Annotated in this window: 20 protein-coding genes; 6 read left to right on the top strand and 14 right to left on the bottom strand. The window is 60.5% G+C overall.

Annotated elements, in window-relative coordinates; translation table 11 throughout:
- A complete protein-coding gene (locus GGD50_RS17705; protein WP_107106953.1) occupies positions 1 to 783 on the bottom strand; it encodes an ABC transporter ATP-binding protein in 783 nt (260 codons plus the stop codon).
- Between the two features lie 15 nt (positions 784 to 798).
- Positions 799 to 2,007, bottom strand: coding sequence for an ABC transporter substrate-binding protein (locus GGD50_RS17710; RefSeq protein ID WP_107106952.1), 1,209 nt, complete (start codon positions 2,005 to 2,007; stop codon positions 799 to 801).
- Positions 2,008 to 2,179: 172 nt separating this feature from the next.
- Between GGD50_RS17710 and GGD50_RS17715 the strand changes: the two genes are divergently transcribed.
- Entirely contained in the window at positions 2,180 to 3,097 is a 918-nt protein-coding gene (locus GGD50_RS17715) for a LysR family transcriptional regulator (RefSeq protein ID WP_107106951.1), read from the top strand.
- A 61-nt stretch (positions 3,098 to 3,158) separates the two neighbouring features.
- Here GGD50_RS17715 and GGD50_RS17720 read toward each other — a convergent pair whose 3' ends face one another.
- The 5 genes from GGD50_RS17720 to GGD50_RS17740 form a co-directional block, all read right to left on the bottom strand.
- Positions 3,159 to 5,120, bottom strand: coding sequence for a putative bifunctional diguanylate cyclase/phosphodiesterase (locus tag GGD50_RS17720; protein WP_107106950.1), 1,962 nt, complete (start codon positions 5,118 to 5,120; stop codon positions 3,159 to 3,161).
- 143 nt (positions 5,121 to 5,263) lie between these two features.
- Entirely contained in the window at positions 5,264 to 6,298 is a 1,035-nt protein-coding gene (gene galE / locus GGD50_RS17725) for a UDP-glucose 4-epimerase GalE (RefSeq protein ID WP_107106949.1), read from the bottom strand.
- Positions 6,299 to 6,490: 192 nt separating this feature from the next.
- Positions 6,491 to 7,657: a pyridoxal phosphate-dependent aminotransferase gene (locus GGD50_RS17730; RefSeq protein ID WP_107106948.1), complete on the bottom strand. Its 1,167-nt coding sequence runs from the start codon at positions 7,655 to 7,657 to the stop codon at positions 6,491 to 6,493.
- 143 nt (positions 7,658 to 7,800) lie between these two features.
- Positions 7,801 to 8,235 (bottom strand): large conductance mechanosensitive channel protein MscL, encoded by a 435-nt coding sequence (gene mscL, locus GGD50_RS17735; protein ID WP_107106947.1) that lies wholly within the window; start codon positions 8,233 to 8,235, stop codon positions 7,801 to 7,803.
- A 226-nt stretch (positions 8,236 to 8,461) separates the two neighbouring features.
- On the bottom strand, positions 8,462 to 9,064 hold the full coding sequence (locus GGD50_RS17740) for a TetR/AcrR family transcriptional regulator (protein WP_107106946.1): 603 nt from the start codon (positions 9,062 to 9,064) through the stop codon (positions 8,462 to 8,464).
- A gap of 143 nt (positions 9,065 to 9,207) precedes the next feature.
- On the opposite strand from GGD50_RS17740, the gene GGD50_RS17745 reads away from it, so the two are divergent.
- Entirely contained in the window at positions 9,208 to 10,419 is a 1,212-nt protein-coding gene (locus tag GGD50_RS17745) for an MFS transporter (protein WP_107106945.1), read from the top strand.
- A gap of 7 nt (positions 10,420 to 10,426) precedes the next feature.
- On the opposite strand, the gene GGD50_RS17750 is transcribed toward GGD50_RS17745, so the two are convergent.
- The 5 genes from GGD50_RS17750 to GGD50_RS17770 all read right to left on the bottom strand — a co-directional run bounded on the left by GGD50_RS17750 (position 10,427) and on the right by GGD50_RS17770 (position 17,606).
- Entirely contained in the window at positions 10,427 to 10,870 is a 444-nt protein-coding gene (locus tag GGD50_RS17750; RefSeq protein ID WP_107106944.1) for a YybH family protein, read from the bottom strand.
- A gap of 122 nt (positions 10,871 to 10,992) precedes the next feature.
- Positions 10,993 to 13,203: a 3-hydroxyacyl-CoA dehydrogenase NAD-binding domain-containing protein gene (locus GGD50_RS17755; protein WP_107106943.1), complete on the bottom strand. Its 2,211-nt coding sequence runs from the start codon at positions 13,201 to 13,203 to the stop codon at positions 10,993 to 10,995.
- 14 nt (positions 13,204 to 13,217) lie between these two features.
- A complete protein-coding gene (locus tag GGD50_RS17760) occupies positions 13,218 to 14,426 on the bottom strand; it encodes an acetyl-CoA C-acetyltransferase (RefSeq protein WP_107106942.1) in 1,209 nt (402 codons plus the stop codon).
- Positions 14,427 to 14,523: 97 nt separating this feature from the next.
- Positions 14,524 to 16,320 (bottom strand): acyl-CoA dehydrogenase C-terminal domain-containing protein, encoded by a 1,797-nt coding sequence (locus GGD50_RS17765; protein WP_107106941.1) that lies wholly within the window; start codon positions 16,318 to 16,320, stop codon positions 14,524 to 14,526.
- A gap of 257 nt (positions 16,321 to 16,577) precedes the next feature.
- Positions 16,578 to 17,606, bottom strand: a complete 1,029-nt coding sequence (locus GGD50_RS17770) for an acyltransferase family protein (RefSeq protein ID WP_146143972.1) — start codon at positions 17,604 to 17,606, stop codon at positions 16,578 to 16,580.
- A gap of 466 nt (positions 17,607 to 18,072) precedes the next feature.
- Here GGD50_RS17770 and GGD50_RS17775 point away from each other — a divergent pair, with 466 nt between their 5' ends.
- The 3 genes from GGD50_RS17775 to GGD50_RS17785 all read left to right on the top strand — a co-directional run bounded on the left by GGD50_RS17775 (position 18,073) and on the right by GGD50_RS17785 (position 23,913).
- Positions 18,073 to 21,813 carry a peptidoglycan-binding protein gene (locus tag GGD50_RS17775; protein ID WP_107106939.1) on the top strand — a complete coding sequence of 1,247 codons (3,741 nt, stop codon included), beginning with the start codon at positions 18,073 to 18,075 and terminating at the stop codon, positions 21,811 to 21,813.
- Positions 21,814 to 22,180: 367 nt separating this feature from the next.
- Positions 22,181 to 23,107: a sulfite exporter TauE/SafE family protein gene (locus GGD50_RS17780; RefSeq protein ID WP_107106938.1), complete on the top strand. Its 927-nt coding sequence runs from the start codon at positions 22,181 to 22,183 to the stop codon at positions 23,105 to 23,107.
- Positions 23,104 to 23,913, top strand: a complete 810-nt coding sequence (locus GGD50_RS17785; protein ID WP_107106937.1) for a TIGR02186 family protein — start codon at positions 23,104 to 23,106, stop codon at positions 23,911 to 23,913. The genes GGD50_RS17780 and GGD50_RS17785 overlap by 4 nt, the downstream gene beginning before the upstream one ends.
- A 78-nt stretch (positions 23,914 to 23,991) precedes the next feature.
- Here the strand turns inward: GGD50_RS17785 and GGD50_RS17790 are convergent, their stop codons facing one another.
- On the bottom strand, positions 23,992 to 24,495 hold the full coding sequence (locus GGD50_RS17790; protein ID WP_107106936.1) for a winged helix-turn-helix transcriptional regulator: 504 nt from the start codon (positions 24,493 to 24,495) through the stop codon (positions 23,992 to 23,994).
- 111 nt (positions 24,496 to 24,606) lie between these two features.
- Here GGD50_RS17790 and GGD50_RS17795 point away from each other — a divergent pair, with 111 nt between their 5' ends.
- Positions 24,607 to 25,167 carry a dihydrofolate reductase family protein gene (locus GGD50_RS17795; protein ID WP_107106935.1) on the top strand — a complete coding sequence of 187 codons (561 nt, stop codon included), beginning with the start codon at positions 24,607 to 24,609 and terminating at the stop codon, positions 25,165 to 25,167.
- On the opposite strand, the gene pdeM is transcribed toward GGD50_RS17795, so the two are convergent.
- Positions 25,164 to 25,904: a ligase-associated DNA damage response endonuclease PdeM gene (gene pdeM, locus GGD50_RS17800; RefSeq protein WP_107106934.1), complete on the bottom strand. Its 741-nt coding sequence runs from the start codon at positions 25,902 to 25,904 to the stop codon at positions 25,164 to 25,166. The genes GGD50_RS17795 and pdeM overlap by 4 nt on opposite strands.
- Between the last annotated feature and the right edge of the window lie 28 nt (positions 25,905 to 25,932).

The raw sequence follows: 25,932 nt of genomic DNA on the forward strand, positions 1-25,932 counted from the left end.
TCAAGCCTCCTCCGTGCCCATATAGGCCTCGCGGACGCGCGGGTCCTGGCTGACCGTGGCGTAATCGCCTTCGGCAAGGATTTCGCCACGCTGGAGCACCGTGACGTGATGGCAGATATCGGCGACGACGGAGAGATTGTGTTCCACCATCAGCACCGCCCGGTCGCGCGCGACGTCGCGGATGATGGCGGAGACGGTGTTGACGTCCTCCAGCCCCATGCCGGCCATCGGCTCGTCGAGCAGCAGCACCTTGGGATCAAGCGCCAAGGTCGTCGCAATCTCCAGCACGCGCTTGCGGCCATAGGAGAGATCGGCCGCGATGGCGTCGCGCTCCTTCGTCAGACCGACCGCTGCCAGCAATTGCTCGGCGCGATCGTCAAGGCTCGCCAGCGCCGAGATCGGCCGCCAGAATTGATGTGCCAGATTGTTCGGCCGCTGCAGGGCGACACGGACATTGTCGAGCACGGAAAGATGCGGAAAGACGGCCGAAATCTGGAACGAGCGCACCAGCCCCATGCGCGCCACCTTGTCCGGCTTCGTCCTGGTAATGTCGGTGCCGAGCAACGTGATCGTGCCATGCGTCGGCTGCAGGAACTTGGTCAGGAGATTGAACACCGTCGTTTTGCCGGCGCCGTTCGGGCCGATCAGGGCATGCACGCGGGCATGGCGCACATCGAGATCGACATTCTTGACGGCCGTGAAGCCGCCAAAATCGCGTCGGAGGCCGCGGGCGGATAAAACCACCCGTGGCTCTTCCTGTTTCTCTGTCGCAGAGATCGCCATCGGCTGATCGCAAACTTACTGCTTGACGAGATCGCAGCCGCTCTTGGCTGGATCGATGTAGGCTTCCTTGCCGGGAATCGTTGCCAGCACGTTGTAGTAATCCCACGCCCCCTTGCTCTCCTCAGGCTTCTTGACCTGAAGAAGGTACATGTCGTGGATCATACGGCCGTTAGGCCCGACCGTGCCGCCGCGGCCGAAGACGTCGTCGACCGGCATTTCGTGCAGCTCCTTGGCGACCGCTTCGGTATCGTCGGTGCCGGCCTTCTGCACGGCCTTCAGATATTGCAGCACGGCGGAATAGGTGCCGGTGTGGATCATGTTCGGCATCTTGCCGGTGCGATCGAAGAAGCGCTTGCCGAACTTGCGGCTTTCATCGTCGCGGTTCCAATAATAGCCTTCGGTCAAGGTCAGACCTTGGGCCGCCTGCAGGCCGAGACCATGAACTTCGGCGAGCGTGAAGAGCAGCGCCGCCAGATGCTGGCCGCTCTGGGTGATGCCGAATTCCGACGCCTGCTTGATGGCGTTCGAGGTGTCGAGACCGGCATTGGCAAGGCCGATGACCTTGGCGCCTGACGATTGCGCCTGCAGCAGGAAGGACGAGAAGTCGTTGGTCGACAGCGGATGGCGGACGGAGCCTAGAACCTTACCGCCGCTCGCCTTGACGAAATCGCTGGTCTGCTGTTCCAGCGAATAGCCGAAAGCGTAGTCGGCGGTCAGGAAGAACCAGGTATCGCCACCCTGCTTGACGAGCGCGCCGCCGGTGCCGACGGCCAGTGCATGCGTGTCATAGGCCCAATGGAAACCATAGGGCGAGCATTGCTTGCCAGTGAGATCGGTCGTCGCCGCGCCGGTGACGATATCGATCTTCTTCTTTTCCTTGGCGATCGCCTGCACGGCCAGCGCGACGGACGAGGTCGTCAGCTCCATGATGGCATCAACCTTGTCGGTGTCATACCATTGGCGAGCGATGTTCGAGGCGATATCGGGCTTGTTCTGATGGTCGGCATCGACGATCTCGATCGGTACGCCCAGCACCTTGCCGCCGAAATCCTCGACGGCCATCTTTGCCGCCTCCACCGAGGACTTGCCGCCGAAGTCGGCATAGACACCCGACTGGTCATTCAGGATGCCGATCTTCACCACACCGTCGGACGCGCCAGCGGCGAACGCTGAAGTACCGGTTGCAAGCAGAAGTGCCAGGGATGCAATGAGACTCTTTCGCATATCCTCTCCTCCCAGAGATTTTGGCAAAAACGAATCTGTTCAAAATTGGCCAGCCGTTATCCTCAAAACGACTTTCCCGGCCGTCAAGATCATTGAAATCCTGCGTTGACGCAAGTGAAGTTTACAATTAATTCCAAACAGTATCTGTTCATTTTTGAACAGAAAGGAAGAGATGAAGACCGCGCCGCATTTCACCTGGGACGATCTGCAGTTTTTTCTGGCGGTGGCCCGGACCGGCCAGCTTTCGACCGCCGCCCGGCAATTGCGCACCAGCCACGCCACCGTCTCGCGCCGCATCGACCGGCTGGAATTTGCGCTACAGGTCAAGCTTTTCGAGCGCAATCCACGCGGCTATATGCTGACGGGCATGGGTCAACGCTTCGTGGATACGGCCGAGCGGATGGAGCAGGAAACGGAGCGGCTGCGGTCGGATCTAACGGCCGGCTCAGCCGCACAGCGCGGCGTGGTGCGGATCAGCGCGCCGGAAGGTTTTTCGAATTTCTTCTTCACCACCATGCTTTCGGAGTTCAGCGCGCGGTATCCGAACATTTCGCTGGAATTGGTGACGATCCAGCAGATCATGTCGCTATCGCGCAAGGAGGCCGATATCGTCATCGTGCTCGATCCGCCAAAGGCTGGCCCTTATTTCACCGAGAAACTGACCGACTACCATCTGCAGGTCTACGGATCACAGGATTACCTCGCCAGCCACCCGCCGGTGAAGAGCCGCGATGATCTGCCGGAGCATGCGTTCATCGGCTACATCGAAGACATGATCTTTGCGCCCGGCCTCGATTATCTCGGCGACATCCATCCGCGCATCAAACCGCAATTCCAGAGTTCCAGCATCTTTGCGCAGTTGACGGCGACCAAGAACGGGCTTGGGCTCTGCGTCCTGCCATTCTTCATCGCGAGCCGGCATCCGGACCTGCAGATGGTGCTGCCCGATGAAGTCGATCTGAAACGCCATTATTGGATCACCTGCCACCGCGACCTCAGGCAATCGCCGCGCGTGCGCACCGTCATCGATTTTCTGGTGGATGCCGTGCATCGCAACGCACCGGCCTTTCTTGGGCATGCGCCGGCTTAAAGCCGGTTCAGAGCCGCTCTATCTCACGCCATTCCGGATGGAAAATCTCTACGCTTTTCCTCTAGGCGTTTGCCACGCGTCGCGCTGCAATGCCGCTCTCGCTCGCTTCGGCAAAAGCGATCGCGTCGTGCAAGCGCAGCGGCCTGGAAAAATGATAGCCCTGCGCCAGCCGCACGCCGAAAGCATGCAACGCCTCGCCGATCGCAGCGCTCTCGACGCCTTCGGCGACAGAGACGATGCCGAGATTACGGCAGAGATTAGCGACCGAGCGGGTGATATTCATGCAGCGGACGTCGCGATCGAACTGCATGACGAAGCTCTTGTCGATCTTGATCTTGTCGAATTCCAGCCGGTGGACGTGGCTGAGGCTGGAAAAGCCGGTGCCGAAGTCGTCAAGCGCGATGGTAATGCCGGCGGTGCGAAGAAGGCTGATGACCTCGTAAGCCGTGTCGAAGTCCGAGAGCAATGCCGTCTCGGTGATCTCGAATTCGATACGGCGCGGATCGATCTTGGCGCCATGAATCATGCCAAGCAGGGCCATCGAAGTCTCATGGTCGCAGATATCGCGGGCCGAGAGATTGAAGGACATCCGCAGCGGCAGCGGCATGATAGACAGTGCCTGCAACGCCTCGGCAAAGAGGATGCGAGTCATCTTGCCGATCATTGCAGTGCGTTCGGCGGCGGGGATGAATGCATTGGGGTTGACGCGTCCGAGGCGGGCGCTGTTCCACCGCGCCAGGGCCTCGAAGCCGACGACATGGCCATCATCGAGATCGATGATCGGCTGGTATTCCAGCGACAATTCCCTCGCGAAATTATCGCCCTGCAATTCCAGCTCGATCAGGTGCCGTTGCTGCAGGATTTCTTCGAGATCGTGGGAGAAGAACTCGACACTGCCGCTGCGGCGGCTCTTGACCTGATAGAGGGCGAAGTCTGCCTTTTCGTATAGCTGCTCCGCCGTATGGCCGCCGCCCTCCGGAACGACGATGCCGCAGGAGCCGGAAATGCGGATGGAACCACCCGGGACATCGTAGGGCTCGCGCAGCGCTGCGCAGAAAGCCTGCCCCAACTCGGAGACGCAGTTGCGGTCGAGATCGCTTGGAAAAATCACGCCGAATTCGTCTCCGCCGAGGCGCGCAATGGTGCCCTTGCCGTCCATCAAAGCCACGAAACGTTCGGCCGTCTCCTTCAACACGAGATCGCCGGCGGCATGGCCAAAGACGTCGTTGACCGGCTTGAAGCCATCGAGATCGACAAGACCGACGATGGGCGGCTCTTCCGGCCGTTGCTGCAACAGATCCTGCAATTCGCGAAAGAAGCTGCGACGATTGGCGAGACCGGTCAGTTGATCCTGCATTGCGTTGCGGCTGTTGATGAGATTCAGCCGCTCGGCTTCCGCCTGCTTGTCGCCAAGTTCCTCCGTCAGCCGCACCAGCCCGGCAAAGTTCCGGAAATAGCTATTGATGACGCGGACAAAGGGGAAGGAGAGAAAGATGACGCTGGTCGCCGTCGCCACGAACACGGAATTGCCGGAGAACATGAAGGTGACGACCATGAAGGAAAAGGTGATCGCCGTTGTCAGCAGGGCAGCGGCCGGCAAATGCATCAGGCAGAAGACGCAGGAGATGCCCGTCACCACAAGGAAATAGGAAATCTGCCCCTGCTGATAGGCATTGCCATATTGATAGAGCGCGACGGCCCAACTGCCGAAAGCAAGGGTCAGTACGCCGGCGAGTACGACCGTTCGGCGCATCACGCTATAGGCTCGATCCGCGCTGACGGGATCCTGGCTATGCATATGCCACCACATAATGCGGAAAATGCAGAGGATGCTCAGGCTGACAGGCACGTAAAGTGCCAGCCACATCGGTGCGGTGTGGATATGGGTGGCCGCGACGGCCAGGGCGTTGATGATCAGAAGAATATAAAGGACCGGTATCTGTGACGACAGCGCCTTATATTGCGCCACCATAAACGCCGGGTTCTCTTTCTGTAGGCCCAGGCCTGAAAGCAAGTTCCTCATGGCTTCTTTCCCCCACACATACAAAACCACAAAAAACTTGATTTTCGGTTATTTTTATTGGGAAATATTACCAAGGATTGCTGAATACTTTGCATTTCTACCCAGGCATCAAAATATAGAACGCGCTTCCAACGTAAGAGACCTTAGATGCTTGGTGCTGCGAACACCTTCAGCAAGCCGCTGGCTTCGAAACCGGATCTGTGGGCGAGGTAGTTTTCCCACTCCAGCGACGAGCGCACGATGGTCTCCATACAATTGTATTTCGGTACCCAGCCGAGTTCGCGATGGGCGAGCGTGGTGTCGGCGACGACGCTGGCGGCATCGCCCGGTCGGCGCGGCGCCATATGTATCCTGAACGAGCGGCCATAGACCCGCATGACCATGTTCAGAACGTCGAGCACAGAATAGCCCATGCCATAACCGCAATTGGCGACCAGCGGCCCGCCGCCGCTTCTCAGGTGTTGCAGCGCCATCATATGCGCTTCGGCGAGATCGGAGACATGGATGTAGTCACGCACGCCGGTGCCGTCATGTGTCGGATAGTCGGTGCCGTAGATATCCACCTGGCGGCGGCGGCCGAGGGCCGCTTCGCAGGCTACCTTCACAAGATGTGTGGCACCGTCGGTCGATTGGCCGGCCCTGCCCTTCGGATCGGCACCGGCGACGTTGAAATAGCGGAGTGCCACATAGCTAAAATCGTAAGCGGCGGCGGCATCGCGCAGCATCCATTCCGACATCAGCTTGGATTGTCCGTAGGGTGTTTCCGGCCTGAGCGGCGCGTCTTCCCGCACCGGCTCTCCGGAGGGCTGCGGGCCGTAGACGGCAGCGGTGGAGGAGAAGACGAAATGGCGAATACCGGCCTTGATCGCCGCACTCATCAGGATGCGGGTTTTGCAGGTGTTGTTGTCGTAATAGGCCAGCGGATCTTCGATCGACGCCGGCACGACGGCGGAGCCGGCGAAATGAATGACGGCGTCGATATCATTTTCGGCGAAGATTTTCTCCAGCAGCACTTCATCGGCGACATCGCCGAAATAGAAGCGTGCCGCCGGCGCGACTGCCCAGCGAAAACCGGTGGAAAGACGGTCGATGACGACCACATCCTCGCCGGCGTCCAGCAATTTCCAGACCATATGGCTGCCGATATACCCGGCACCGCCTGTCACCAACACTGTCATTCTTCGCGTCCCTGCAAAGTCGTACAGGCACCATATGAGGCCGGGTTTCTTACGGATTTGATTAAAAGAAGAGACCGAGCGGGCTGCCGCGAAGGGAAGATTGTTCCTATGGTTAGGCAGGGTTTTCGGGGATTGGTCGAATTTTATCGAATGGCGGAAAATGCCTTCGCCCCAATGGGACGAAGGTAAATACTACAAGCTCAGGATATAGCGGCTCAGCCGTTCCGCAGCATCCGCCACCTGTGCAGGATCACGCAGGAAGCAGGCGCGCATGAAGAGTTCGCCGCCCTTGCCGAAGGCCGTTCCGGGCGCCAGGCCGACGCCGGTCTTGTCGACGATATCGAGAGCAGCCTTGCGGCTGTCGGTGACGCCGTCGATCTTCAGGAAGGAATAGAGCGCGCCATCCGGCTTCAGCGTGTGGACGCGGTTGGTGGCGATCAGCGCGTCGCAGAGGATATCACGCGAACGGGCGGCCTTGGCGATGTTGGAGCGGACAAAATCGTCGCCTTCGTTCAGTGCGGCAACGGCGCCCTTCTGCATGAACTGCGCCACGCCGGAGGTCGAGTATTGCACGAGGTTTTCGATCACCTGGCCGAGTTCGGGGGGCGCCACGATCCAGCCGACGCGCCAGCCGGTCATCGACCAGTTCTTCGAGAAGGAGTTGACGAACAGGATCTTGTCATCCGCCTCCTTGACATCGAGGAAGGAGGGCGCCCGGCCGCCGGCATAATAATAGAGCGCGTAGATCTCGTCGGCCATGATCCAGAGACTGTGCTCCCGGGCGAGCGCCAGAATATCCCTGAGGTCCTGATGCGTCGCCGTCCAGCCGGTCGGGTTCGATGGCGTATTGATGAAGAGACCTTTGGTTTTCGGCGTGATCGCCGCCTTCAGACGCTCAAGATCAAGCGTCCATTTGCCGTTTTCGAACTGCAGCGGCACCGCGACCGAGCGGGCGCCGGCGATCTCGAGCGCAGCCGCAATATTCGGCCAGGCCGGTGACAGATAGATCATTTCATCGCCGGGCGAGGTGATCGCCTGCACCGAGAGCTGGATCGCCTGCATGCCGGAACCGGTGACGTAGAAATGCTCCATCGGCAGAGACACGCCGAAATGCCGCGTATAGTAGTCGGAGAGCGCTTGGCGTAGCTCCGGGATGCCGCGCTGCCAGGTGTAGAAGGTTTCGCCGGCGTTGAGCGACGCCATGGTGGCGCGGTTGATGAAATCCGGCGTCGGCAGATCGCCCTCGCCAACCCAGAGCGGCAGCAGGCCATCGCGCCCACGGGCATAGTTCACGACTTCCACGATCCCGCTTTCGGGCGCAGTCAGAGCACGCGGGCTGAGGCTATCCAATATCGACATGCAAAGTCTCCGGTTTTCGCCTTCTTAGAGCAATTCGGCGGGCAAATCCCATGACTTTGACTGAGCGACCAATCGATTTTCGTGATGAATGAGCCCCGACCTTTGATAGGCCGAGGCTTGGAGACAGGAATCTGAAAAATGCCTTAGGCCGCGGGGCGCTTGGCCAAGAGATCACGGATTTCGGTGAGCAACTGCACATCGGCCGGCGGCGGTGCAGCTTCGGCTGCCTTCTCTTCCTTACGAGCGACCTGCTTTTGCAGCGCGTTCACACCCTTGACCATCAGGAAGATGATCCAGGCGAGGATGAGGAAATTGATAAGGACGGTGATGAAACTGCCGTAGGCGAAAACGGCGCCCTGCGCGCGGGCCGCAGCCAGCGATGGCGCATTGACGTTGGCTGAGAGCGGGAGGAAATAATTCGAAAAGTCGAAGCCGCCAAAAACCGCGCCGACGATCGGCATGATGATATCGTCCACCAGCGACTTGACGATACCGCCGAAGGCGCCACCAATGATCACGCCGACTGCGAGATCCATGACGTTGCCACGGGCGATGAATGCCTTGAATTCATTGAGCATCGAAGGTCCCCTTTGCGTTGCCATTGAATTTAATCGGCAACCATTAGCATCATCTTTGCCGGTGTTCTTCAATAGCGAAATAGCGCGACGGAGACATCGACGCTGCATATCCCAAGGGAATCACTGACCGCAGCTTTTTTCGCAGGCGATGCCGGCTTGCTTGTTGTCCAGTTGCGGACAGTGCAGGCTCAACCAGCGGGAGAAACGAATTCCATCAAGGAAGTCGTCAGACGCCGGACACATCAGCCGTTATTTCCGCAATTTCAGGACTTGCCGCAACCTTCGGCATGACCCGAGAGATCAGGCCATGAATATAGTCGTTGCTCGGCACCTGATCGAAGAGAATACGGTACATGATCGGCGAGATGACGAAGTCCATCAGTTCGGTGAGTGTCGGAAACGCCTCACCCTGTTCTTCCGCCCGGGCGACGATCACGCGCAATTGCTGCTGCGTATAGCCCGAGCACTTCTCTGCATTCGCAGTGTCGGATACCGCGAGGATATCGCGGATCATCTGCCGGCCGGCGCCGGAGGACATTTCGTCGGCATATTGCTCGGCCCAGGCCTGCAGGTCCATCCAGGCGCTGCCGGTTTTGAGCGGCTCCGTTTCCGGCTGCAACCGCGAGGCAGAAACATCTGCCAGCAGCTCCTGCAAATCGCCCCAGCGGCGATAGATTGTCGATGGCGTCACATTGGCGCGCTGCGCAATGAGCGGGATCGTCACGTCTGCGCGCTCCATCCTGGCCAACATCTCGCGCACCGCCTGATGCACCGCCGCCTGCACCCTGGCACTGCGCCCGCCGGGACGCGGATTTTCTTTTGAAGCCATAGATTTATGCCAATCTTTCCCTTTGTCGCTGTTATCGCATAGGAAGCGTCTACACGTTGCTAACGCAAATTATTTGCTTTTAGCCATGCGGCACCCTACATGTGCTTAACGCAACTTTTTTGCTTTAAGCCAGGATATAATCGATGACCACGATGGATTCCACCGCCAATTCGCCGCGGGCGGCTGGCCGGCGATTAGCACCGCTCTTTCACGCCGCCACCAGCGCCACCTTCTTTGCCGCCTCCTCTGCGCCGACACCGCTCTATCGAATTTACCAGCAGGTTTTCGCCTTCTCGCCGGTGCTGATCACGGTGATCTTCGCCGTCTATGCCTTCGCGCTCCTCATTTCGCTTCTGATCGTCGGCTCGATTTCCGATCATCTGGGACGACGGCCGGTTATCTTTGCCTCGCTCATCCTCAATATGGTGGCGATGGCGCTGTTTTTAATGGCCGACGGTCCAAATTGGCTGATTGCCGCACGCATCGTGCAAGGCTTCGCCACGGGTGCGGCAGCAAGCTCGATCGGCGCCGCCCTCGTCGATCTCGATCCGATCAAGGGATCGATCACCAACAGTCTTGCGCCGCTTACCGGCATGGCGATCGGAGCCCTCGGCACGAGCCTGCTGGTCCAATTCGCCCCGACGCCGACCCTGCTCGTCTATATCGTTATGCTTGCTCTGCTGGCCCTGCAGGCGGTGCTGCTCTGGCTGGTGCCGGAGACGACACGCCGGCGGAGCGGGCTGCTCGCATCGCTGAAACCGGAAGTCGCCGTTCCACAACAGGTGCGCCGGACGCTGCTGGCGCTGACGCCGATCAACGTCGCCGTCTGGGCGCTCGGCGGCTTCTATCTGTCGCTGGTGCCCTCACTGGTCAGCGCGACGACCGGCAGCACGGCGCCGCTAGTCGGCGGCTCCGTGGTCGCAGCCTTGACGATCAGCGGTGCGGCGGCCGTGTTCCTGCTGCGCAAGAGATCTGCCGCCACGGCCATGACGTTGGGTATACCCAGCATGACGCTCGGCATATTGACCGTCATCGCCGGCGTGCATGCGGCGCAGGTGTCGATCCTTGCCTTGGGAACGCTGATCGCTGGCGCCGGCTTCGGGGCGACCTTCCTCGGCACAGTTAGAAGCATCATGCCATTGGCCAAGCCGGACGAGCGCGCCGGCCTACTTTCGGCCTTCTACATCCAAAGCTACCTCGCCTTCAGCCTGCCTGCCATCCTGGCCGGGTTCCTGTCAAAGGCGGTCGGGTTCACGGCAACGACGGATATTTATGCGGCCGCCATTCTGGCCCTGATCATCTGCGGCGTGCTGGCGCTGAAGGCAGGACGGGAGAAGGTCACGGCGTCAGCCTAACCTGGGATTACGGCTTCAGCCCAAGTTCCGCCAATCCGCTGCCGTCCATGGCGAAGGGGACCGATGTGTGATCATGGGCGATCTTCCAGACACCGGCTTCCTTTCTGAGGCCAAGCGTCTCGCGGAACCAGAGGTCGACCTTGGTGCCATCAATCTTGGTGCCCAGCATGTGCGTCAGGCCGCTCCAGAAAGCGATATCCCCGCCGATCGTCAGCTTCTGGTCTTCGACATCGCCTTCGATCGGCCCCTGCCAAGTGTCGAACCAGCCCTGCAGGCTAGGTTGATCCTTGCCCTTATATTGCAGCGGCGGCGCCAGGGTGAATTCCACGATGTCGTCGGTCAGATGCGACAGGACGCCGGCGGCGTCCTTTTCGCCGATCGCCGTCGCCCAAGCGACAAGCACGGCAAAGATGGCGTCGGCCTCTTCGCGGTTTCCAATAATTTCGGCCATTACTTCTCTCCTCTGTGCAATGGAACTAAACAGAGGACGAATGGAAAAGGCCGCTCCCGACAGGAGCGGCCTATTATTTTCCGGAAATTGTCCAGCATGTTCTCTTTCGAGAGAACGCCCTCTTATGCCGCTGTTTTCACGCCATACGGGTCAAATCGCCCATAAAACGTCTCGCCCTTCGCCGCCATATCCTTCAGCAGCGCCGTGGGCTTGAACTGCCGTCCGTAAGCTTTAGCCAACGTTTCGCAGAGCTCCACGAAGGCTTTGACGCCCATTCCGTCGATGTAGGAGAGCGCGCCGCCGGTGTAGGGGGCGAAGCCGAAGCCGAGGATGGAGCCGACATCGGCCTCGCGCGGATCGGTGACGATGCCCTCTTCCATAGTCCGCGCGGCCTCCAGCGCGATGGTGGCAAGGAAGCGCTGCTTCAGGACGTTGACGTCGACCTCCTCGGCCTTCTTCTGCGGATAGAGGTCCTTCAGGCCCGGCCAGAGCGACTTCTTGCCGGGCTTCGGCGGATAATCGTAAAAGCCCTTGGAATTCTTGCGGCCGAAGCGGCCTTCGCCTTCCACCAGGCGCGTGACCAACTGCATGTGCCTGACATCAACAGCCTTGTCGCCGAGATCGGCGACGGCGGCCTTGAGGATCTTCAGCGACAGGTCGATGGCGACTTCGTCGTTGAGCGCCAACGGCCCGACCGGCATGCCCGCCATCTTGGCGGCATTTTCAATCATTGCCGGCGGCACGCCTTCGATCAGCATGTCATAGGCTTCCGACATGTAGCGCAGCACGCAGCGATTGACGAAGAAGCCGCGGGTGTCGTTGACGACGATCGGGGTCTTCTTGATAGCGGCGACGTAGTCGAGCGCGACGGCAAGGGCGCGGTCGCCCGTCTCCTTACCAAGAATGACTTCGGTCAGCAGCATCTTCTCGACCGGAGAGAAGAAATGGATGCCGATGAAATCAGCCGGGCGTTTGGAATTCTTCGCGAGACCGGTGATCGGCAGGGTCGAGGTGTTGGTGGCAAAGACGGCGCCCGCAGGCAGCACCGCTTCAACGGCCTCGATGACCGCCTTCTTCACATCACGATCCTCGAAGACCGCCTCGATGACGAGATCGGCATCGCTGAGATCGGCATAGTCGGCCGAAGGCGTGATGCAGGCAAGCAGTGCCGCGCCCTCGTCAGACGTAATCCGTCCCTTACCGATGGATTCCTTCACCAGACCTTCCGCGACCGTCTTGCCCTTACCGGCCGCTTCCATATCGCGATCGATGAGGGTGACGGCGATACCGGCGGCTGCGGTGACATAGGCGATCGAGGCGCCCATGAAGCCGGCACCGACGACGCCCACCTTCTTCAGCTCCGTCTTCGGCTGCCCGGCAGGGCGGCGAGCGCCCTTGCCGAGTTCCTGCATGGAGATGAACAGCGAGCGGATCATCGAAAAGGCTTCGGTCGTCTGCAGCACCTGCGTGAAATAGCGCTGCTCGATCTTCAGGCCGGTGTCGAAAGGCACCTGCAGGCCTTCGTAGACACATTTGAGGATGGCGAGCGCGGCCGGATAGTTGCCCGACGTCTCACGACGAAGGATGGCCGGGGCAGCCGGCCAAAGCTGCGCGGCAGCCGGCGTCCAGATACCGCCGCCGGGCACCTTGAAACCCTTTTCATCCCAGGGAGCGACAGGCTTCAGCCCATCCTTGATCATCTGCTTGGCGGCCGGAATAAGCTGATCCGGCTCGACCACCTGATGCACGAGGTTCATGGCCTTGGCGCGCGCCGCCGTCAGCGATTGACCCGTTGTCATCATCTGCAGCGCCGACTGCGCATCGGTCAGCCGCGCCACGCGCTGGGTGCCGCCCGCTCCGGGGAAAATACCGACCTTGACCTCGGGCAGCGCCATCTTGACGCCCTTGGCATTGGAAGCAACGCGGCCGTGACAGGCGAGCGACATCTCCAGCGCACCGCCCATGCAGGTGCCGTTGATCGCGGAAACCCAGGGCTTGCCGCAAGTCTCGAGCTTACGGAACAGGCCGGTCATGCGGCCGACGAGATCGAACAGCTTTTGCGCCGCCGTCGCCGGATCCTTCGCCTTCTCGTCCTGATAGACGGAGAAGAGCGATTTGATCATCGACAGATCGGCTCCGCCGGAAAAAGAGGATTTTCCGGAAGTAATGACCACGCCTTTGATCGCCTTGTCGGCAACGGTCGCATCGATGATGGCGTTCAGTTCCTCCAACACCTCGCCGGTAAAGACGTTCATCGATTTGCCGGGCATGTCCCAGGTGACGAGTGCGATGCCGTCTGCATCGGTCTCGATGGTGAAATTCGTATAAGCCATTGTTTCCGCTCCCCTCAGACGCGTTCGACGATCGTGGCGGTGCCCATGCCGGCGCCGATGCAGAGTGTCACCAGCGCTGTGTTGAGATCGCGCCGCTCCAGCTCGTCCAGCACCGTGCCGAGGATCATCGCGCCGGTGGCGCCAAGCGGATGACCCATGGCGATCGCACCGCCGTTGACGTTGATCTTGTCGTGGCCGATATCGAAAGCCTGCATGTAGCGCAGCACGACGGCAGCGAAGGCCTCGTTGAGCTCGAAGAGGTCGATGTCGGCGAGCTTCATGCCAGTGCGTTTCAAGAGCTTCTCGGTGACGTCGACCGGGCCGGTCAGCATCAGCGCCGGGTCGGAACCGATATTGGCAAAAGCCTTGATCCGGCCCCGCGGCTTCAGCCCCATGCTCTCGCCGCCCGCCTTGGAGCCGAGCAGCACAGCGGCCGCGCCATCGACGATGCCGGAGGAATTGCCGGCGTGATGCACATAGTTGATGCGCTCGACTTCAGGATGCGCCTGAATGCCGACCGCTTCGAAACCGCCCATCTCACCCGGCATCCGGAAGGATGGATTGAGCGAGGCCAGCGCCTGCATATCGGTGCCGGGACGCATATGCTCATCCCTGTCGAGGATGGTCAGGCCGTTCACATCCTTCACCGGGATCACGGAATTCTTGAAATAGCCCTTCTCCCAGGCATGGGCGGCCCGCTTCTGGCTTTCGACAGCATAGGCGTCGACATCATCGCGGGAGAAACCGTATTTGGTGGCGATGAGATCGGCGGATACGCCCTGCGGCATGAAATAGGCCGGAAAGTTCACCGAGGGATCCATGAACCAGGCGCCGCCGGACATGCCGAGGCCGACGCGCGACATGCTTTCGACGCCACCAGCGATGACGATATCGTCGGCTCCCTGCGCGATCTTAGCTGCGCCGAAATTCACGGCATCGAGGCCGGAGGCACAGAAGCGCGAGATCTGTATGCCGGGGGCCGTGGTCGAATAACCCGCCTCGAATGCGGCTGCCTTGGGAATGACGGCGCCGGCATCCATCACCGGATCGACGCAGCCCATGATGATGTCATCGACCGTCTTCGTATCGAGCCCGTTGCGGTCGCGGATTGCCTCCAATGTCTTGGCGGCAAGGCGAACGGAAGGCACTTCATGCAGCGCCCCATCCTTCTTGCCGCGCCCGCGCGGCGTGCGCACATGGTCGTAAATGAAAACCTTGGTCATGTCTCATCTCCCTGCGGCGGCAAGCCGCCTTCAAATTCTTTGTCCGGCGGTTGATCGCGTCGTCATTATCTCTCCCCAGCGGGGGAGAAGGTAGAAGTCAAAAAGCTTCCGCCGCCAGTTCCATCATCGTGTCGGCGCCGGTTTCGATGCGAGCCTTGCGCAGCGCCGTTTCCGGCATGATGCGCTCCATGTAGAACCGCGCCGTGACAAGCTTGTTCTTCAAATAATCCGCGCGGGCGCTGTCGCCGTCGGTAAGACCGGCTTGCGCCGCCTTCGCCATCTTCGCCCACATGTAGCCGAGAACGACGAGGCCGAAGAGGTGCATGTAATCCGTGGAGCCGGCGCCGGCATTGTCCGGCTTGGCCATGGCGTTCTGCATGAACCACATGGTCGCGGCCTGGACGTCGTTCAAGCCCTTCTTCAGATGCTTGGTGAAGAAGGCCATCTGCTCGTCATTGCGGTTTTCCTCACAGAAATCGCCGATCTCCTTGAACAGCGCCATGACGGCGCGGCCGCCGTTCAGTGCCAATTTACGCCCGACCAGATCCAGCGCCTGGATGCCGTTGGCGCCTTCGTAGATCATGGTGATGCGGGCATCGCGAACATACTGGCTCATACCATGCTCTTCGATATAGCCGTGGCCGCCGAAGACCTGCTGCGCCATGACTGCATGCTCAAAGCCCTTATCGGTCATGACGCCCTTCAGGATCGGCGTCGCCAGGCCAAGGATATCATCTGCCGCCTGGCGTTCCTTCTCGTCCGGCGAGCGGTGGGCAATATCGGACTTCAGCGCCGTCCACAGCAGGAAGGCGCGGCCGGCTTCGTTGAAGGCGCGGATGGTCATCAGCGAGCGGCGAATATCGGGATGGACGATGATCGGATCGGCTTTCTTGTCCGGCGCCTTCGGGCCGGAGAGCGAGCGCCCCTGGATGCGCTCGCGGGCATAGGCGACGGCATTCTGGTAGGCGATTTCGGCGATCGACAGCCCCTGCAGACCGACGCCGAGGCGCGCCTCGTTCATCATCACGAACATGGCGTTGAGGCCCTTGTTCTCGGCGCCGATCAGGAAGCCGGTGGCCTCGTCATAGTTCATGACGCAGGTGGCGTTGCCGTGAATGCCCATCTTGTGCTCGATCGCGCCGCAGGAGACCGCGTTGCGCGCGCCTGGCAAACCATCCGACCCGACCATGAATTTCGGCACGATGAACAGCGAAATGCCCTTCGTACCTTCCGGTGCGCCCTCGATGCGGGCGAGCACCAGATGCACGATATTGTCCGTCATGTCGTGTTCGCCGGCAGAGATGAAGATCTTCTGGCCAGAGATTTTGTAGCTGCCGTCGCCTTGCGGAACCGCCTTGGTGCGCAGCAGGCCGAGATCGGTGCCGCAATGCGGCTCGGTGAGGTTCATGGTGCCGGACCAGGTGCCCTCGACCATCTTCGGCAAATAGGTCCGCTTCTGCTCCTCCGAACCATGCACGAGAATGGCGGCGATCGCGCCCTGCGTCAGGCCCGGATACATCATCAGCGACATATTGGCCGCAGAGGTATATTCGCCGACAGCGCAATGCAGCGTATAGGGCAATCCCTGCCCTCCGAACTCCTCCGGCACCGCCAGGCCCAGCCAGCCGCCCTCGTAGTAGGCACGGTAGGCCTCCTTGAAGCCCTTCGGCGTCGAGACCGTGCCGTCGTCATGGCGCACGCAGCCTTCCTGATCGCCAGAGTAATTCAGCGGAAAAAGCACTTCTTCCGACAACTTGGCCGCCTCGCCGACGATCGCCTCGATCATATCGGGACTGGCTTCGGCAAAACCCGGCAGATTGTTGTAACGCTCCAGTCCGAGCACATCGTTCAGGACGAAAAGCGTGTCGTTCACCGGGGCCTTGTAGACTGGCATCTTTCGAATTCCTCCAATTGCCACCGGACTCGCATTCCGGCCTTTCACCTAGCCTTACAAAATATTGACGTTTGCGTAAACGTCAAATTCGTGAGGCAAAACGAATTTTTAGGCAGGATGGCGAAGCCGGCAATGGAAATGATGCCGCAGGCGACGGAGATGTGCTTACCCTATGGCTGCCCGCTTATCGAAAAATAGGATCATCGATCTCTCGACATCCGTCCGATCGGTCATGCGGAGCTTCTGTAAACCCGAAGTCAGGCGAGAGTTTGCTCGACGGGCCGGCGGCTGAACATGGCGTTAAGCGTGGCACGCAGAGGGCGTTCGATGAGGTCGTAGCTTGCCACACCACAGGCGATACCCAGTATGAGCGACAAAGCGGAGGGCAGAATCCCCGAACCGGCAAGCCTAAAAAAGGGTTCCTGCCATAGATAGATCGAGAAGGAGCACTGCCCGACAAAGCGGAGCATATTGCCTTCGAAATTCCTGCGGAACCATGGGGCGGAATATTCGATCCCGATCACAGCCATTGCCAGCAGGATCGTTTTGACGCCAAAAAAGACTATAGCATCTACGCCAAACATCCGCGCCAAGATCGCGCTCACCAGGGCGCATGGTGCAATCCATGTCCAATGATCCCGATGCAGGCTTGGTCGGAGAACAATGAAGAGGGCTGCGGAGATGAAGATCCCAGCCATGGCGACATCGGTGCGCCACATCACCACACCGGGGTCTCCCTCCGACATGTGGACTCGAATTACGCCATTGATCAGCGCCATCAATCCCGCCGCGAAAATGATGCCCCAGGTGATGGGTTTGCTTCGCGAGCGCGTGGCGAAGGCGATCAAGGCAAGCAGGATATAACTATGCTCTTCGACGCATAGGGACCAGATATGATCCAACAGGGAAAACGGGTGCCCATAGGCCATGGCGTAGTTCAGGGTGAATGTCAGCGCCGAAGCGGCGACTTTCAGGTCATATTCTCCGAACGTACCGTGAAATGCGAGACTGGTAATCAATATGAACACAAACAATGCGGGATAGACGCGCGCAAACCGTTTGGCGAAGAACATCGGTATCGGCATCTGCTTGACGAACAGAATGTCCGCCATCAATCGCCCCGACAACACAAAGAACAGATCGACGCCGAAGGAGCTGAAGTTTGGCAGATATCGGTCGGCCCCGAAATGGCCCATCAAAACCACGATAACCGCCAGCCCGCGCCATCCATCGAGGGCCGGGATGTGATGCGCCTGATCCGGTTCACGGGCGATGGATGGCGGCACGCACTCGGCTCCCAAGAATATTCAAATCAATCTATGATTCCACAACTCAGTTGAGAAAAGGATAATGGAGTTCAATTTTAAGGCTACGCATCTCGACCCTTCAACCAGCGCGGGACAGAAGGAATGATTGATGTTCAATGCGCCCATCTCACCAGCGGCAGCACCCGTCAAATCCATAAGAACATGAGCATATTCAACAACAAGGCCGAAATAAAAGGTTAAGATTTCGCCAAAACTTAACGGGTTGTTTACTACGTTTCGTGAATTGTGCGGGATGAGCAGCGATGCTTCGCGTTTCTTTCATCTTTAGCTTGATGGAGCGCCGTTTCGCGGTTCAGCCTGAGGAAAGCCTAATAAACTATTTCTTTCCGAACGGTGGGATGCGGTCTGCGCGTGAACCCGCGAAGCAGCGTTCCACAAGCGAAGATGGCCTTTGAGTGGTCCATATGTCGAAGCGAGCAAGAAGATGAGCGGATCGCGATCAAATCCTACCGGCACGGGCGACTGGACGTCGCTGGATGCGTTGAGCCGCACCATCGAGGGGCTGGAAGCGCGCATCGAAGGCCTGATGGGCACGGCTGGCGCCCGGGACACGCGCCAGCGTGTGGCAAACGGTTATGCCGCGGCGCCCGAGCGGACACCGATGCCGGAGCGCGCTCCTCTTTCCGACCGCACGCCACGCACCGAGCGCGACGCCTACGCGCGCCCTTATGAACGTCCCCTCCGCACTGAACGTGCGGAAGCCGATTTACGGCCCGATCCGCTTGCCGAAATCCGCCAGCGCCAGCGCGCGCTCGAGGCGAGCCGCGAGCGCCTGCACACCCGCCGTGAGGAAGCACCAATTGCGGAGCGGCAACCGCTTGGCGGGCGCTTTAGCGAAAATCCGGCGTCGCGGCCGCCTCTGCCTTCGGCGCTGCGCTCTGCCCCGGAAAGCTCCATCGATATCGCTCAGGCGCTGGTCAACCTGCGGCAAGACCTGAAACGGGATATCGCGGATAGCATTGCCCGCGAAGTCAGCGCATTGCGCGCCGAAATCCGCGACATCCGCGACAATGCCGAGGACAAGCATTTCGCCGCCGATGTGCGCGAGGACATGGCGCGGCTTGCCGACAGCATCAGCCAGCTCGCTGGCCATCCCGGCCAGCCGGAAACGGCCGGCCTGAAGGCGGAGTTCGAAGAACTGCGCTCGCTGATGGACGGGCTCGCCCGCGAGGATTCGTTGCACCACGTCGAACGTCAGGTGCAAGCGATCGACACGAATGGTCTACAGGACGAGCTGGTATCGCTCGCTTATCGCCTGGATGATATCAAGCAGCATCTTGGCAGCATGAGCGACAGCCCCGCCGTGCACGCGCTGGAAAACAAGCTGCTCTCGATCGCCACCGCTGTGGAAAGCTTCGGCGGCATGATACAGCCACAGGATCAGGCGATGCAGCGGCTTGAAGGCCGCATCAGTGACCTTGCCGACCAGCTCGACATGATGAGCCGTGAAGCGGCGCGGCGCCAGCCGGCGGACGATCTTTCCGGACGTCTCGAAGCGCTGGCGATGCGCATCGACGAACTCGGCAATGCCAAGGCGGCCGCCCGACTGGAAGAGCGCCTGGATCAGCTCTCCTATCTGATGGAGCGCTCACAGAAGGCAGCACCGCAGCCGGAACTGGTCAACCACCTCGCCGACATCTCCCGCAAGATCGATGCGCTGGAACACGGCTCGGTCGACCATGCGCTGGCCGAACGGCTGGATTATCTGGCCCGGCGCATCGATGAAATGGATTTCCATCCACCGCACCCGGCCGCAAACCTCGACGATGGTGCTGTCCGCCGGCTGGAAGGCCGTCTTTCCGATATCGCCATGCGGCTGGAAGCGAGCACCGCGGCACCGCCGACCGATACGCAGTCGCTGCGCAATCTCGAAGAGCAGATTGCCCATCTCTCGACGCTGCTGATGAACGAGCAGCGGACCGTCGCCGATGTTCCCGCCGATTTCGACCGCCGCATGAGTGCGATCGAAGATTATATGGCGACCAATGACGAGTATATCATCGAAGCCGCCCGCCACGCGGCGGAAGCGGTCGTCGAAGCCTATTCCCGCGAAGGCATGCTCGGCCATGGCGTGCCGGCCGTCGACATGTCGGCGATGACGGCGCTTGCAGAAGACCTTCGCCATCTCGAAGACCTCAGCCGCAGCAGCGACGAGCGCACCCATCGCACTTTCGAAGCGCTGCACGACACGCTGCTGCAGATCGCAGACCGGCTGGACCATATGGAACATCGCCAGCCGGCGCCTGCCATGCCTGCCGCAAAATTCGAGAGCGAGGTTTTTGCTCCGGCTGACACGGCAGCGGTGAAACCGCCTTTGGCAGCCCCACAAAAGGCCGGGCCGGTCATCCGCACCGTCGCGTCTGCCGAATCCGCGGCATCGCCGGAAGCCGCAGTCGCGCAAGCTGTGGAAGCCGTTACCAAGGCGGAGATCAAAGCGGCTGCGAAGAAGGATGGGGCGAAACCCAGCCTGCTCGCCAGCCTCGGCAGACGTTTCTTCATGCCTGAGAAGGCTGAGCCGATCTTCCTGCCCGACCGGCCTGTCATCGAACAGGCGCCGTCGATCGACCCCGTCGACATGATGCCGGCCGAGGACGCGAATGAGCTGCTCGAGCCGGGCTCGGGGGCGCCGGATATCAAGAAGATCCTGGAACGCGTGCGCGCCAGCCAGAATGCCGCGCGCAGCGGCACCATCAAACAGCCGACCGAAAACGAACGCGCCGATTATATCGCCGCTGCTCGCCGTGCCGCGCAGGCGGCCGCAATGGAAGTGGATCAGACACAGCGCTCGGCTCCTGCCTCTAAGAACGGCGAGAAGAAACGCGGTGCATTCTCGCGCTTCCGCCGTCCCATTCTGCTTGCTATCGGCGCAGCCCTGCTTGCCATCATGGCCTTCCCGCTCGTCAACACGCTGACGCGCGGCCAGAAGGCACCGCCGGCCGAAGTTTCGGTGCTGACCTCGGCTGCCGAAAATACCGCGACAAACGGAGCCTCCGCCAATGCCGCTCAAATGCCGGCCTCGAACGCTCAGGCGGCAGCGAATGCGCCTGCCACCCAGGTACCGACACAGGCTCCGGCCGCCGATGCTGGAGACGCTGCACAATCCTCCGCTGCGCCGGCAAATCCGGCCGCGGTGCCGACGAACGATCATCTGACAGCGGCAGCCCCCCTCGACGGCAAACCGACCAGCGAAACCCTGACGCCGGCCGGGAGCGCCACGCCTGCTCAGCAAACTGCTGCCTTCGTGCCCGCCAATGCCACGACGACCCCGGCGCCTGACGCGGCTCAGGCATCCGCGCCGGCCGCTGCGATCGCCGTGCCTGATGGCATCCAGCCGCCAACGCTCGTTGCCGCCGCCAAGTCCGGCGACCCCGTCGCTCTGTTCGAAATCGGCGTGCGCTACACGGATGGCCGCGGCGTTACGGCCGATCTCAAGCAGGCAGCGAGCTGGTATCAGCTTTCCGCCGACAAGGGTTTTGCGCCGGCGCAATACCGGCTCGCCAGCATGTACGAGAAGGGCAACGGTCTCGAGCGCGATCTCGTCAAGGCCAAAGGCTATTACGAGCAGGCCGCCAATCAGGGCAATGCCAGCGCCATGCACAACCTCGCCGTCCTCTACGCTTCCGGTGCAGCCGGTCCGCAGGACTATCCGACGGCGGCGAACTGGTTCATCAAGGCGGCCAATCTCGGCGTGTCCGACAGCCAGTTCAACCTTGCCATCCTCTATGCACGCGGCAACGGCGTGAAGCAGGACCTGCAGGAATCCTACAAATGGTTCGCGATCGCCGCAAAGGGTGGCGACAAGGACGCCTCGCAGAAGCGCGACGAAGTGGCGAACGCCATGAAGCAGGACGAACTCGAAAGCGCCCGCGCCAAGGTCGACCTCTGGAAGGCGCAGCCGCTGGACGCCAAGGCAAACGGCACGACCATCCCTGAGGAATGGACGACCGGCAAAGGCGTCAACACCGCCTCGATCGACATGAAGAAGGCGATCCGCAACATCCAGGCGATCCTTAACAACAACGGCTTCGACGCCGGTCCGCCGGACGGCAATATGGGCGGGAAGACCGTCGCCGCGCTGAAGAGCTTCCAGAAATCGGTCGGCCTGCCGCGGGACGGCAGGGTGAGCGATCAGGTCGTCAAGGAACTTCTGGCCCGCAACAAATAGATCGAAGGCTTCATTTCCGATCGATGAAGCCCTCGGGCATACCGCCGTCGCTGCGCGTAAGAGCAGCATCGGCGAAGGCCCGTTCCTTTGGCGGGCGCCGATCGGCTTGATCAGACCGTCGTCATATTTGAGCGAATGCCAGCGGTAACCCGCGGTTTCGCGCCGGCTTTGCCTTACGGCGAAATTCGTCACACAATCGCGGAAAATGCCACGTTAGAGTGGAATGACGAATTCGATCGCTGAAAGACGCCATGATTTTTCCTAAGGCTCTGGCAATCATTTCAGATTAGAATCGTCTGTTTAAAGGGGAAATTGTTCATAGGCATCCGGTCGCTTACGCTCGGATAGCTGCAACTGGGATCAGACCGTGACGATCTATCTGCCGATCGCAGAACTGTCGGTGAATATCTTCATTATTCTCGGCATGGGCGCAGCCGTTGGGTTTCTCTCCGGCATGTTCGGCGTTGGCGGCGGCTTTCTGATCACGCCACTCCTGATCTTCTATAACATCCCGCCCGTCGTCGCCGTCGCCACCGGTGCCAACCAGGTCGTCGCCTCGTCGATTTCGGGAGCCATCACGCATTTCCGCCGCGGCTCGCTGGACATGAAGCTCGGCACGGTGCTGCTGATCGGCGGTCTTACCGGCGCTACCGTCGGTATCTGGATATTCTCGCTGCTGAGACGCATCGGCCAGCTCGATCTCTTCATCTCCCTGCTCTACGTCATCTTTCTCGGCACGATCGGCGGATTGATGCTCTGGGAGAGCCTGAATGCAATGCGTCGTGCCGCCCGCAACGAACCCGCCATGCCCCGCAAGCCGGGTCACCACAGTTGGGTGCACCGCCTGCCGCTGAAGATGCGTTTCAAGAAATCGAAGATCTACCTGAGCGTCATTCCAGTGATCGGCCTTGGTTTCGGCATCGGTATCCTGACATCGGTTATGGGCGTTGGCGGCGGCTTCATCATGGTGCCGGCGATGATCTACCTGCTGCGCATCCCGACCAATGTCGTGGTCGGCACCTCGCTGTTCCAGATCATCTTCGTCACCGCCTATACGACCGTCGTGCAGGCCGCGACCAACTATTCCGTCGATATCGTGCTGGCCTTCCTGTTGATGGTGGCGGGCGTCGTCGGCGCGCAATACGGCGTGCGTGTCGGCCAGAAGCTGCGCGGCGAACAATTGCGCGCCCTCCTCGGCCTGCTCGTCCTTGCCGTTGGCCTGCGTCTGGCGATCGCACTGGTGGTCACACCGGCCGATATCTATTCCGTCGTGCTCGAAGGGGCGGGCCGATGAAACGTTTCGGGCCAATCCTCGCAGCCGGTCTCCTGCTTGCGCCATTGAGCGCACAGGCACAGGTGCTGCTCGACCAGCCGACGACCTCCACGACAGCGCGCGAGACAATGGAGATCGGCACCTCGACCAGCGAAATCGCCATCACCTCCGATTTCACCGGCGCCGACCTGACGATCTTTGGCGCGCTTTCCAACACCGACCAACTGCTGTTGGCGATCGGCCAATACGATATCGTCGTCGTGCTGGAGGGACCGCGCGAAAATGCCACCGTGCGCAAGAAGGAACGTGTCTTCGGCATCTGGGTCAATACCCGGTCGATGACGTTCGAGCATGTGCCGCAGGCCTATTCGCTGTCGAGCACGCGCGCCGTCGACTACATCACCGCGCCGCTGGAGCTGAACGACCGCGGCATCGGCATGGATCATATTCAGCTAACCCCCGTCGGTTTCGTCGGCAATGGCGCGGATGTGGCGGAATTTCGCCGGGCTTTCCGGCGGCTGCAGCAGAGCGGCGGCCTTTACGAAAGCGATCCGGCCGGCGTGCGCTTCGTCAGTTCCAGTCTGTTCAGGGCAACACTGAGGCTGCCCGCAGACGTGCCGAACGGCGTGCATACCGTGCGCGCCTTTCTCTTCAAGAGCGGCAAATTCCTGACCGAAAAATCCCTGCCACTGCGCGTCATCAAGACCGGCATCGAGCAGACGATCACCGATGCTGCCCATGAACGCCCCATTTTCTATGGCGCGTTTTCGGTGTTGCTGGCGGTCATTACGGGATGGACGGCGAGCTTCGTGTTCCGGAAGAGCTAGGTTCTATTTCGCAAGCTGAAACGAAACTTGGCATATGCCGCACCGCTGATACCCCCTCCACGAATTCGGAGTCGATGATCAAGCGCTCTTCTTGCGCTCGACTACCTCCAGATAGGCTTCCGTCAGCCGGCCGAGCACCGACGGCGTTCCCGGCGGTAATACCTTGCCCAGATGCTTCGCCCTCAGCTCATCCATAAAATCCTCCCAGAGCTTCGGCCCGCCATCTTCCAGCAGTTCCGCCCGGATCGACAGCTCCTCCGAAACCGGCAGATGCTTGCGGCCCCATGCACCCATATGGGCAAAGAGCGGCACGAGGTCGATCGCCATTTCGGTGAGGCTGTAGACGGCCTTCTGTTTATGGCTCGGGTCGCCGTCGCGGGTCAAAAGCCCGCGCTCGACCAGCCGCTTCAGCCGGTCAGCGAGGATGTTGGAGGCAATCCCCTCCTCCGAGTTCTGCAGAAGCTCGCGAAAATGCCGGCGATTGCCGAACATGATGTCCCTGATGATGATCAGACTCCAGCGGTCACCCAGGATTTCCAGGGTGAGATTGATCGGGCAGCCGGAGCGATTGAGCGCGTCCATAAATATCTCCAAAAACTGCTTGCACTTTGCCACCAGTCACGCTAATTTTCAACTGCTTGCTTTTAGCAACCAGTTTTGATTATGATACGGTTATCGCGAAGGAGGAAAACGATGAGAAAGCTTGTTGTCTGGAATCTTATGACGCTTGACGGTTATTTCGAGGGAACCAAACCCTGGGACCTCGATTTTCATATGCTCGCCTGGGGCGATGAGCTGGAGCAGTACGCGACCGAGCTCGGCAAGGAGGGCGATCTGCTAATCTTCGGCCGCAAGACCTATGAAGGCATGGCAGCCTACTGGCCGACGGCGCCGGAGACACCTGAAATCGCCGCCTATATGAATGGCATCGCCAAGATCGCCGCCTCGCGGACAATGGACAAGGCGGAGTGGAACAACACTCGCATCGTTCGCGATATCGTCGCCGAGGTCAAGAAACTGAAGGAAGAGCCGGGCAAGACCATGTTCGTCTTCGGCAGTGCCGAAGTGACGGATACGCTGCTGAAAGCGGGATTGGTGGACGAAATCCGCCTCTGCCTTGTTCCTGTCGTTCTCGGCGCCGGCAACCCGCATTTCAAGCCTGCGGCGGAACGGATTCCGATGAAGCTGCTCGGAACCACACCCCTGAAGACCGGTGCGGTGATCCTGCGCTACGAGCCCGCAAAAGCGGGTTAAGCCGAGAGATTGCCGAAGCGTACCGAATAGATGCGGTCGCGACCGAGCACATGGGCAATGAGACTTTCGCGATCGAACAGGCCGGCCATGGCCTTGTGGCGCAGGTCGAGCCCGCCGGTCATGATGCCGAACGCGGGCATCAGCAGGCGGGCGCCATCGGCGGCGAAGCACGGGCGGCGGACGGATTTGTCGCGGCGGCGGACGGTGGCGGACGGATGCAGATGGCCGGCGATCTCGCCGGCCTGCTGGCCGCCCCTCGGTTCGTGGCGGAAGGTCAATCCGCCATAATGCATCTCATCGACAGAGTGACCGGGCAGATCGACCGTGCCATCCGGATCGTGATTGCCGTTGATCCAGATCCATTCGCGGCCGCGTGCCATGTTGACGATCAGGCTGCGGAACTCCTCCGGCAGATGCATGGAGCCCACGCGGTCATGGAAATTGTCGCCGAGTGAAACGACGAGCTTCGGATCGTAGCGGGAGATGACCGCGGCAAGCACAGTCAGCGTCGCCAACGTATCGTAAGGCGGCAGCAGCATGCCGCGCCGTGCGAAGGCTGCTCCCTTTTCCAGATGCAGATCGGAAACGACAAGGATGCCGGCGTCCGGCAGATACAGCGCGCCAAGCGGATCACAGACTGCGGCGACGCCGTGAACGGCGGTCTCTACGCCGGATGCGGGAGTCAATCCGTTCCTGACTTGGCCGTTCATCTCTCGCGCAAGCGCCAGGCGGTTCATCAACTCGGTCTGCCTTCGTTGTTTGGCA

Source organism: Martinezella paranaensis (assembly GCF_014200235.1).
GTDB classification, from domain to species: Bacteria; Pseudomonadota; Alphaproteobacteria; order Rhizobiales; family Rhizobiaceae; genus Rhizobium; species Rhizobium paranaense.

Coding starts and splice junctions, on each gene's coding strand:
- pdeM (WP_107106934.1), bottom strand. CDS start 25,904: ATGAACCGCCTGGCGCTTGCGCGAGAGATGAACGGCCAAGTCAGGAAC.
- GGD50_RS17745 (WP_107106945.1), top strand. CDS start 9,208: ATGACCACGATGGATTCCACCGCCAATTCGCCGCGGGCGGCTGGCCGG.
- GGD50_RS17755 (WP_107106943.1), bottom strand. CDS start 13,203: ATGGCTTATACGAATTTCACCATCGAGACCGATGCAGACGGCATCGCA.
- GGD50_RS17790 (WP_107106936.1), bottom strand. CDS start 24,495: ATGGACGCGCTCAATCGCTCCGGCTGCCCGATCAATCTCACCCTGGAA.
- GGD50_RS17715 (WP_107106951.1), top strand. CDS start 2,180: ATGAAGACCGCGCCGCATTTCACCTGGGACGATCTGCAGTTTTTTCTG.
- GGD50_RS17775 (WP_107106939.1), top strand. CDS start 18,073: ATGAGCGGATCGCGATCAAATCCTACCGGCACGGGCGACTGGACGTCG.
- mscL (WP_107106947.1), bottom strand. CDS start 8,235: ATGCTCAATGAATTCAAGGCATTCATCGCCCGTGGCAACGTCATGGAT.
- GGD50_RS17760 (WP_107106942.1), bottom strand. CDS start 14,426: ATGACCAAGGTTTTCATTTACGACCATGTGCGCACGCCGCGCGGGCGC.
- GGD50_RS17720 (WP_107106950.1), bottom strand. CDS start 5,120: ATGAGGAACTTGCTTTCAGGCCTGGGCCTACAGAAAGAGAACCCGGCG.
- GGD50_RS17765 (WP_107106941.1), bottom strand. CDS start 16,320: ATGCCAGTCTACAAGGCCCCGGTGAACGACACGCTTTTCGTCCTGAAC.
- GGD50_RS17785 (WP_107106937.1), top strand. CDS start 23,104: ATGAAACGTTTCGGGCCAATCCTCGCAGCCGGTCTCCTGCTTGCGCCA.
- GGD50_RS17740 (WP_107106946.1), bottom strand. CDS start 9,064: ATGGCTTCAAAAGAAAATCCGCGTCCCGGCGGGCGCAGTGCCAGGGTG.
- GGD50_RS17750 (WP_107106944.1), bottom strand. CDS start 10,870: ATGGCCGAAATTATTGGAAACCGCGAAGAGGCCGACGCCATCTTTGCC.
- GGD50_RS17705 (WP_107106953.1), bottom strand. CDS start 783: ATGGCGATCTCTGCGACAGAGAAACAGGAAGAGCCACGGGTGGTTTTA.
- galE (WP_107106949.1), bottom strand. CDS start 6,298: ATGACAGTGTTGGTGACAGGCGGTGCCGGGTATATCGGCAGCCATATG.
- GGD50_RS17795 (WP_107106935.1), top strand. CDS start 24,607: ATGAGAAAGCTTGTTGTCTGGAATCTTATGACGCTTGACGGTTATTTC.
- GGD50_RS17710 (WP_107106952.1), bottom strand. CDS start 2,007: ATGCGAAAGAGTCTCATTGCATCCCTGGCACTTCTGCTTGCAACCGGT.
- GGD50_RS17730 (WP_107106948.1), bottom strand. CDS start 7,657: ATGTCGATATTGGATAGCCTCAGCCCGCGTGCTCTGACTGCGCCCGAA.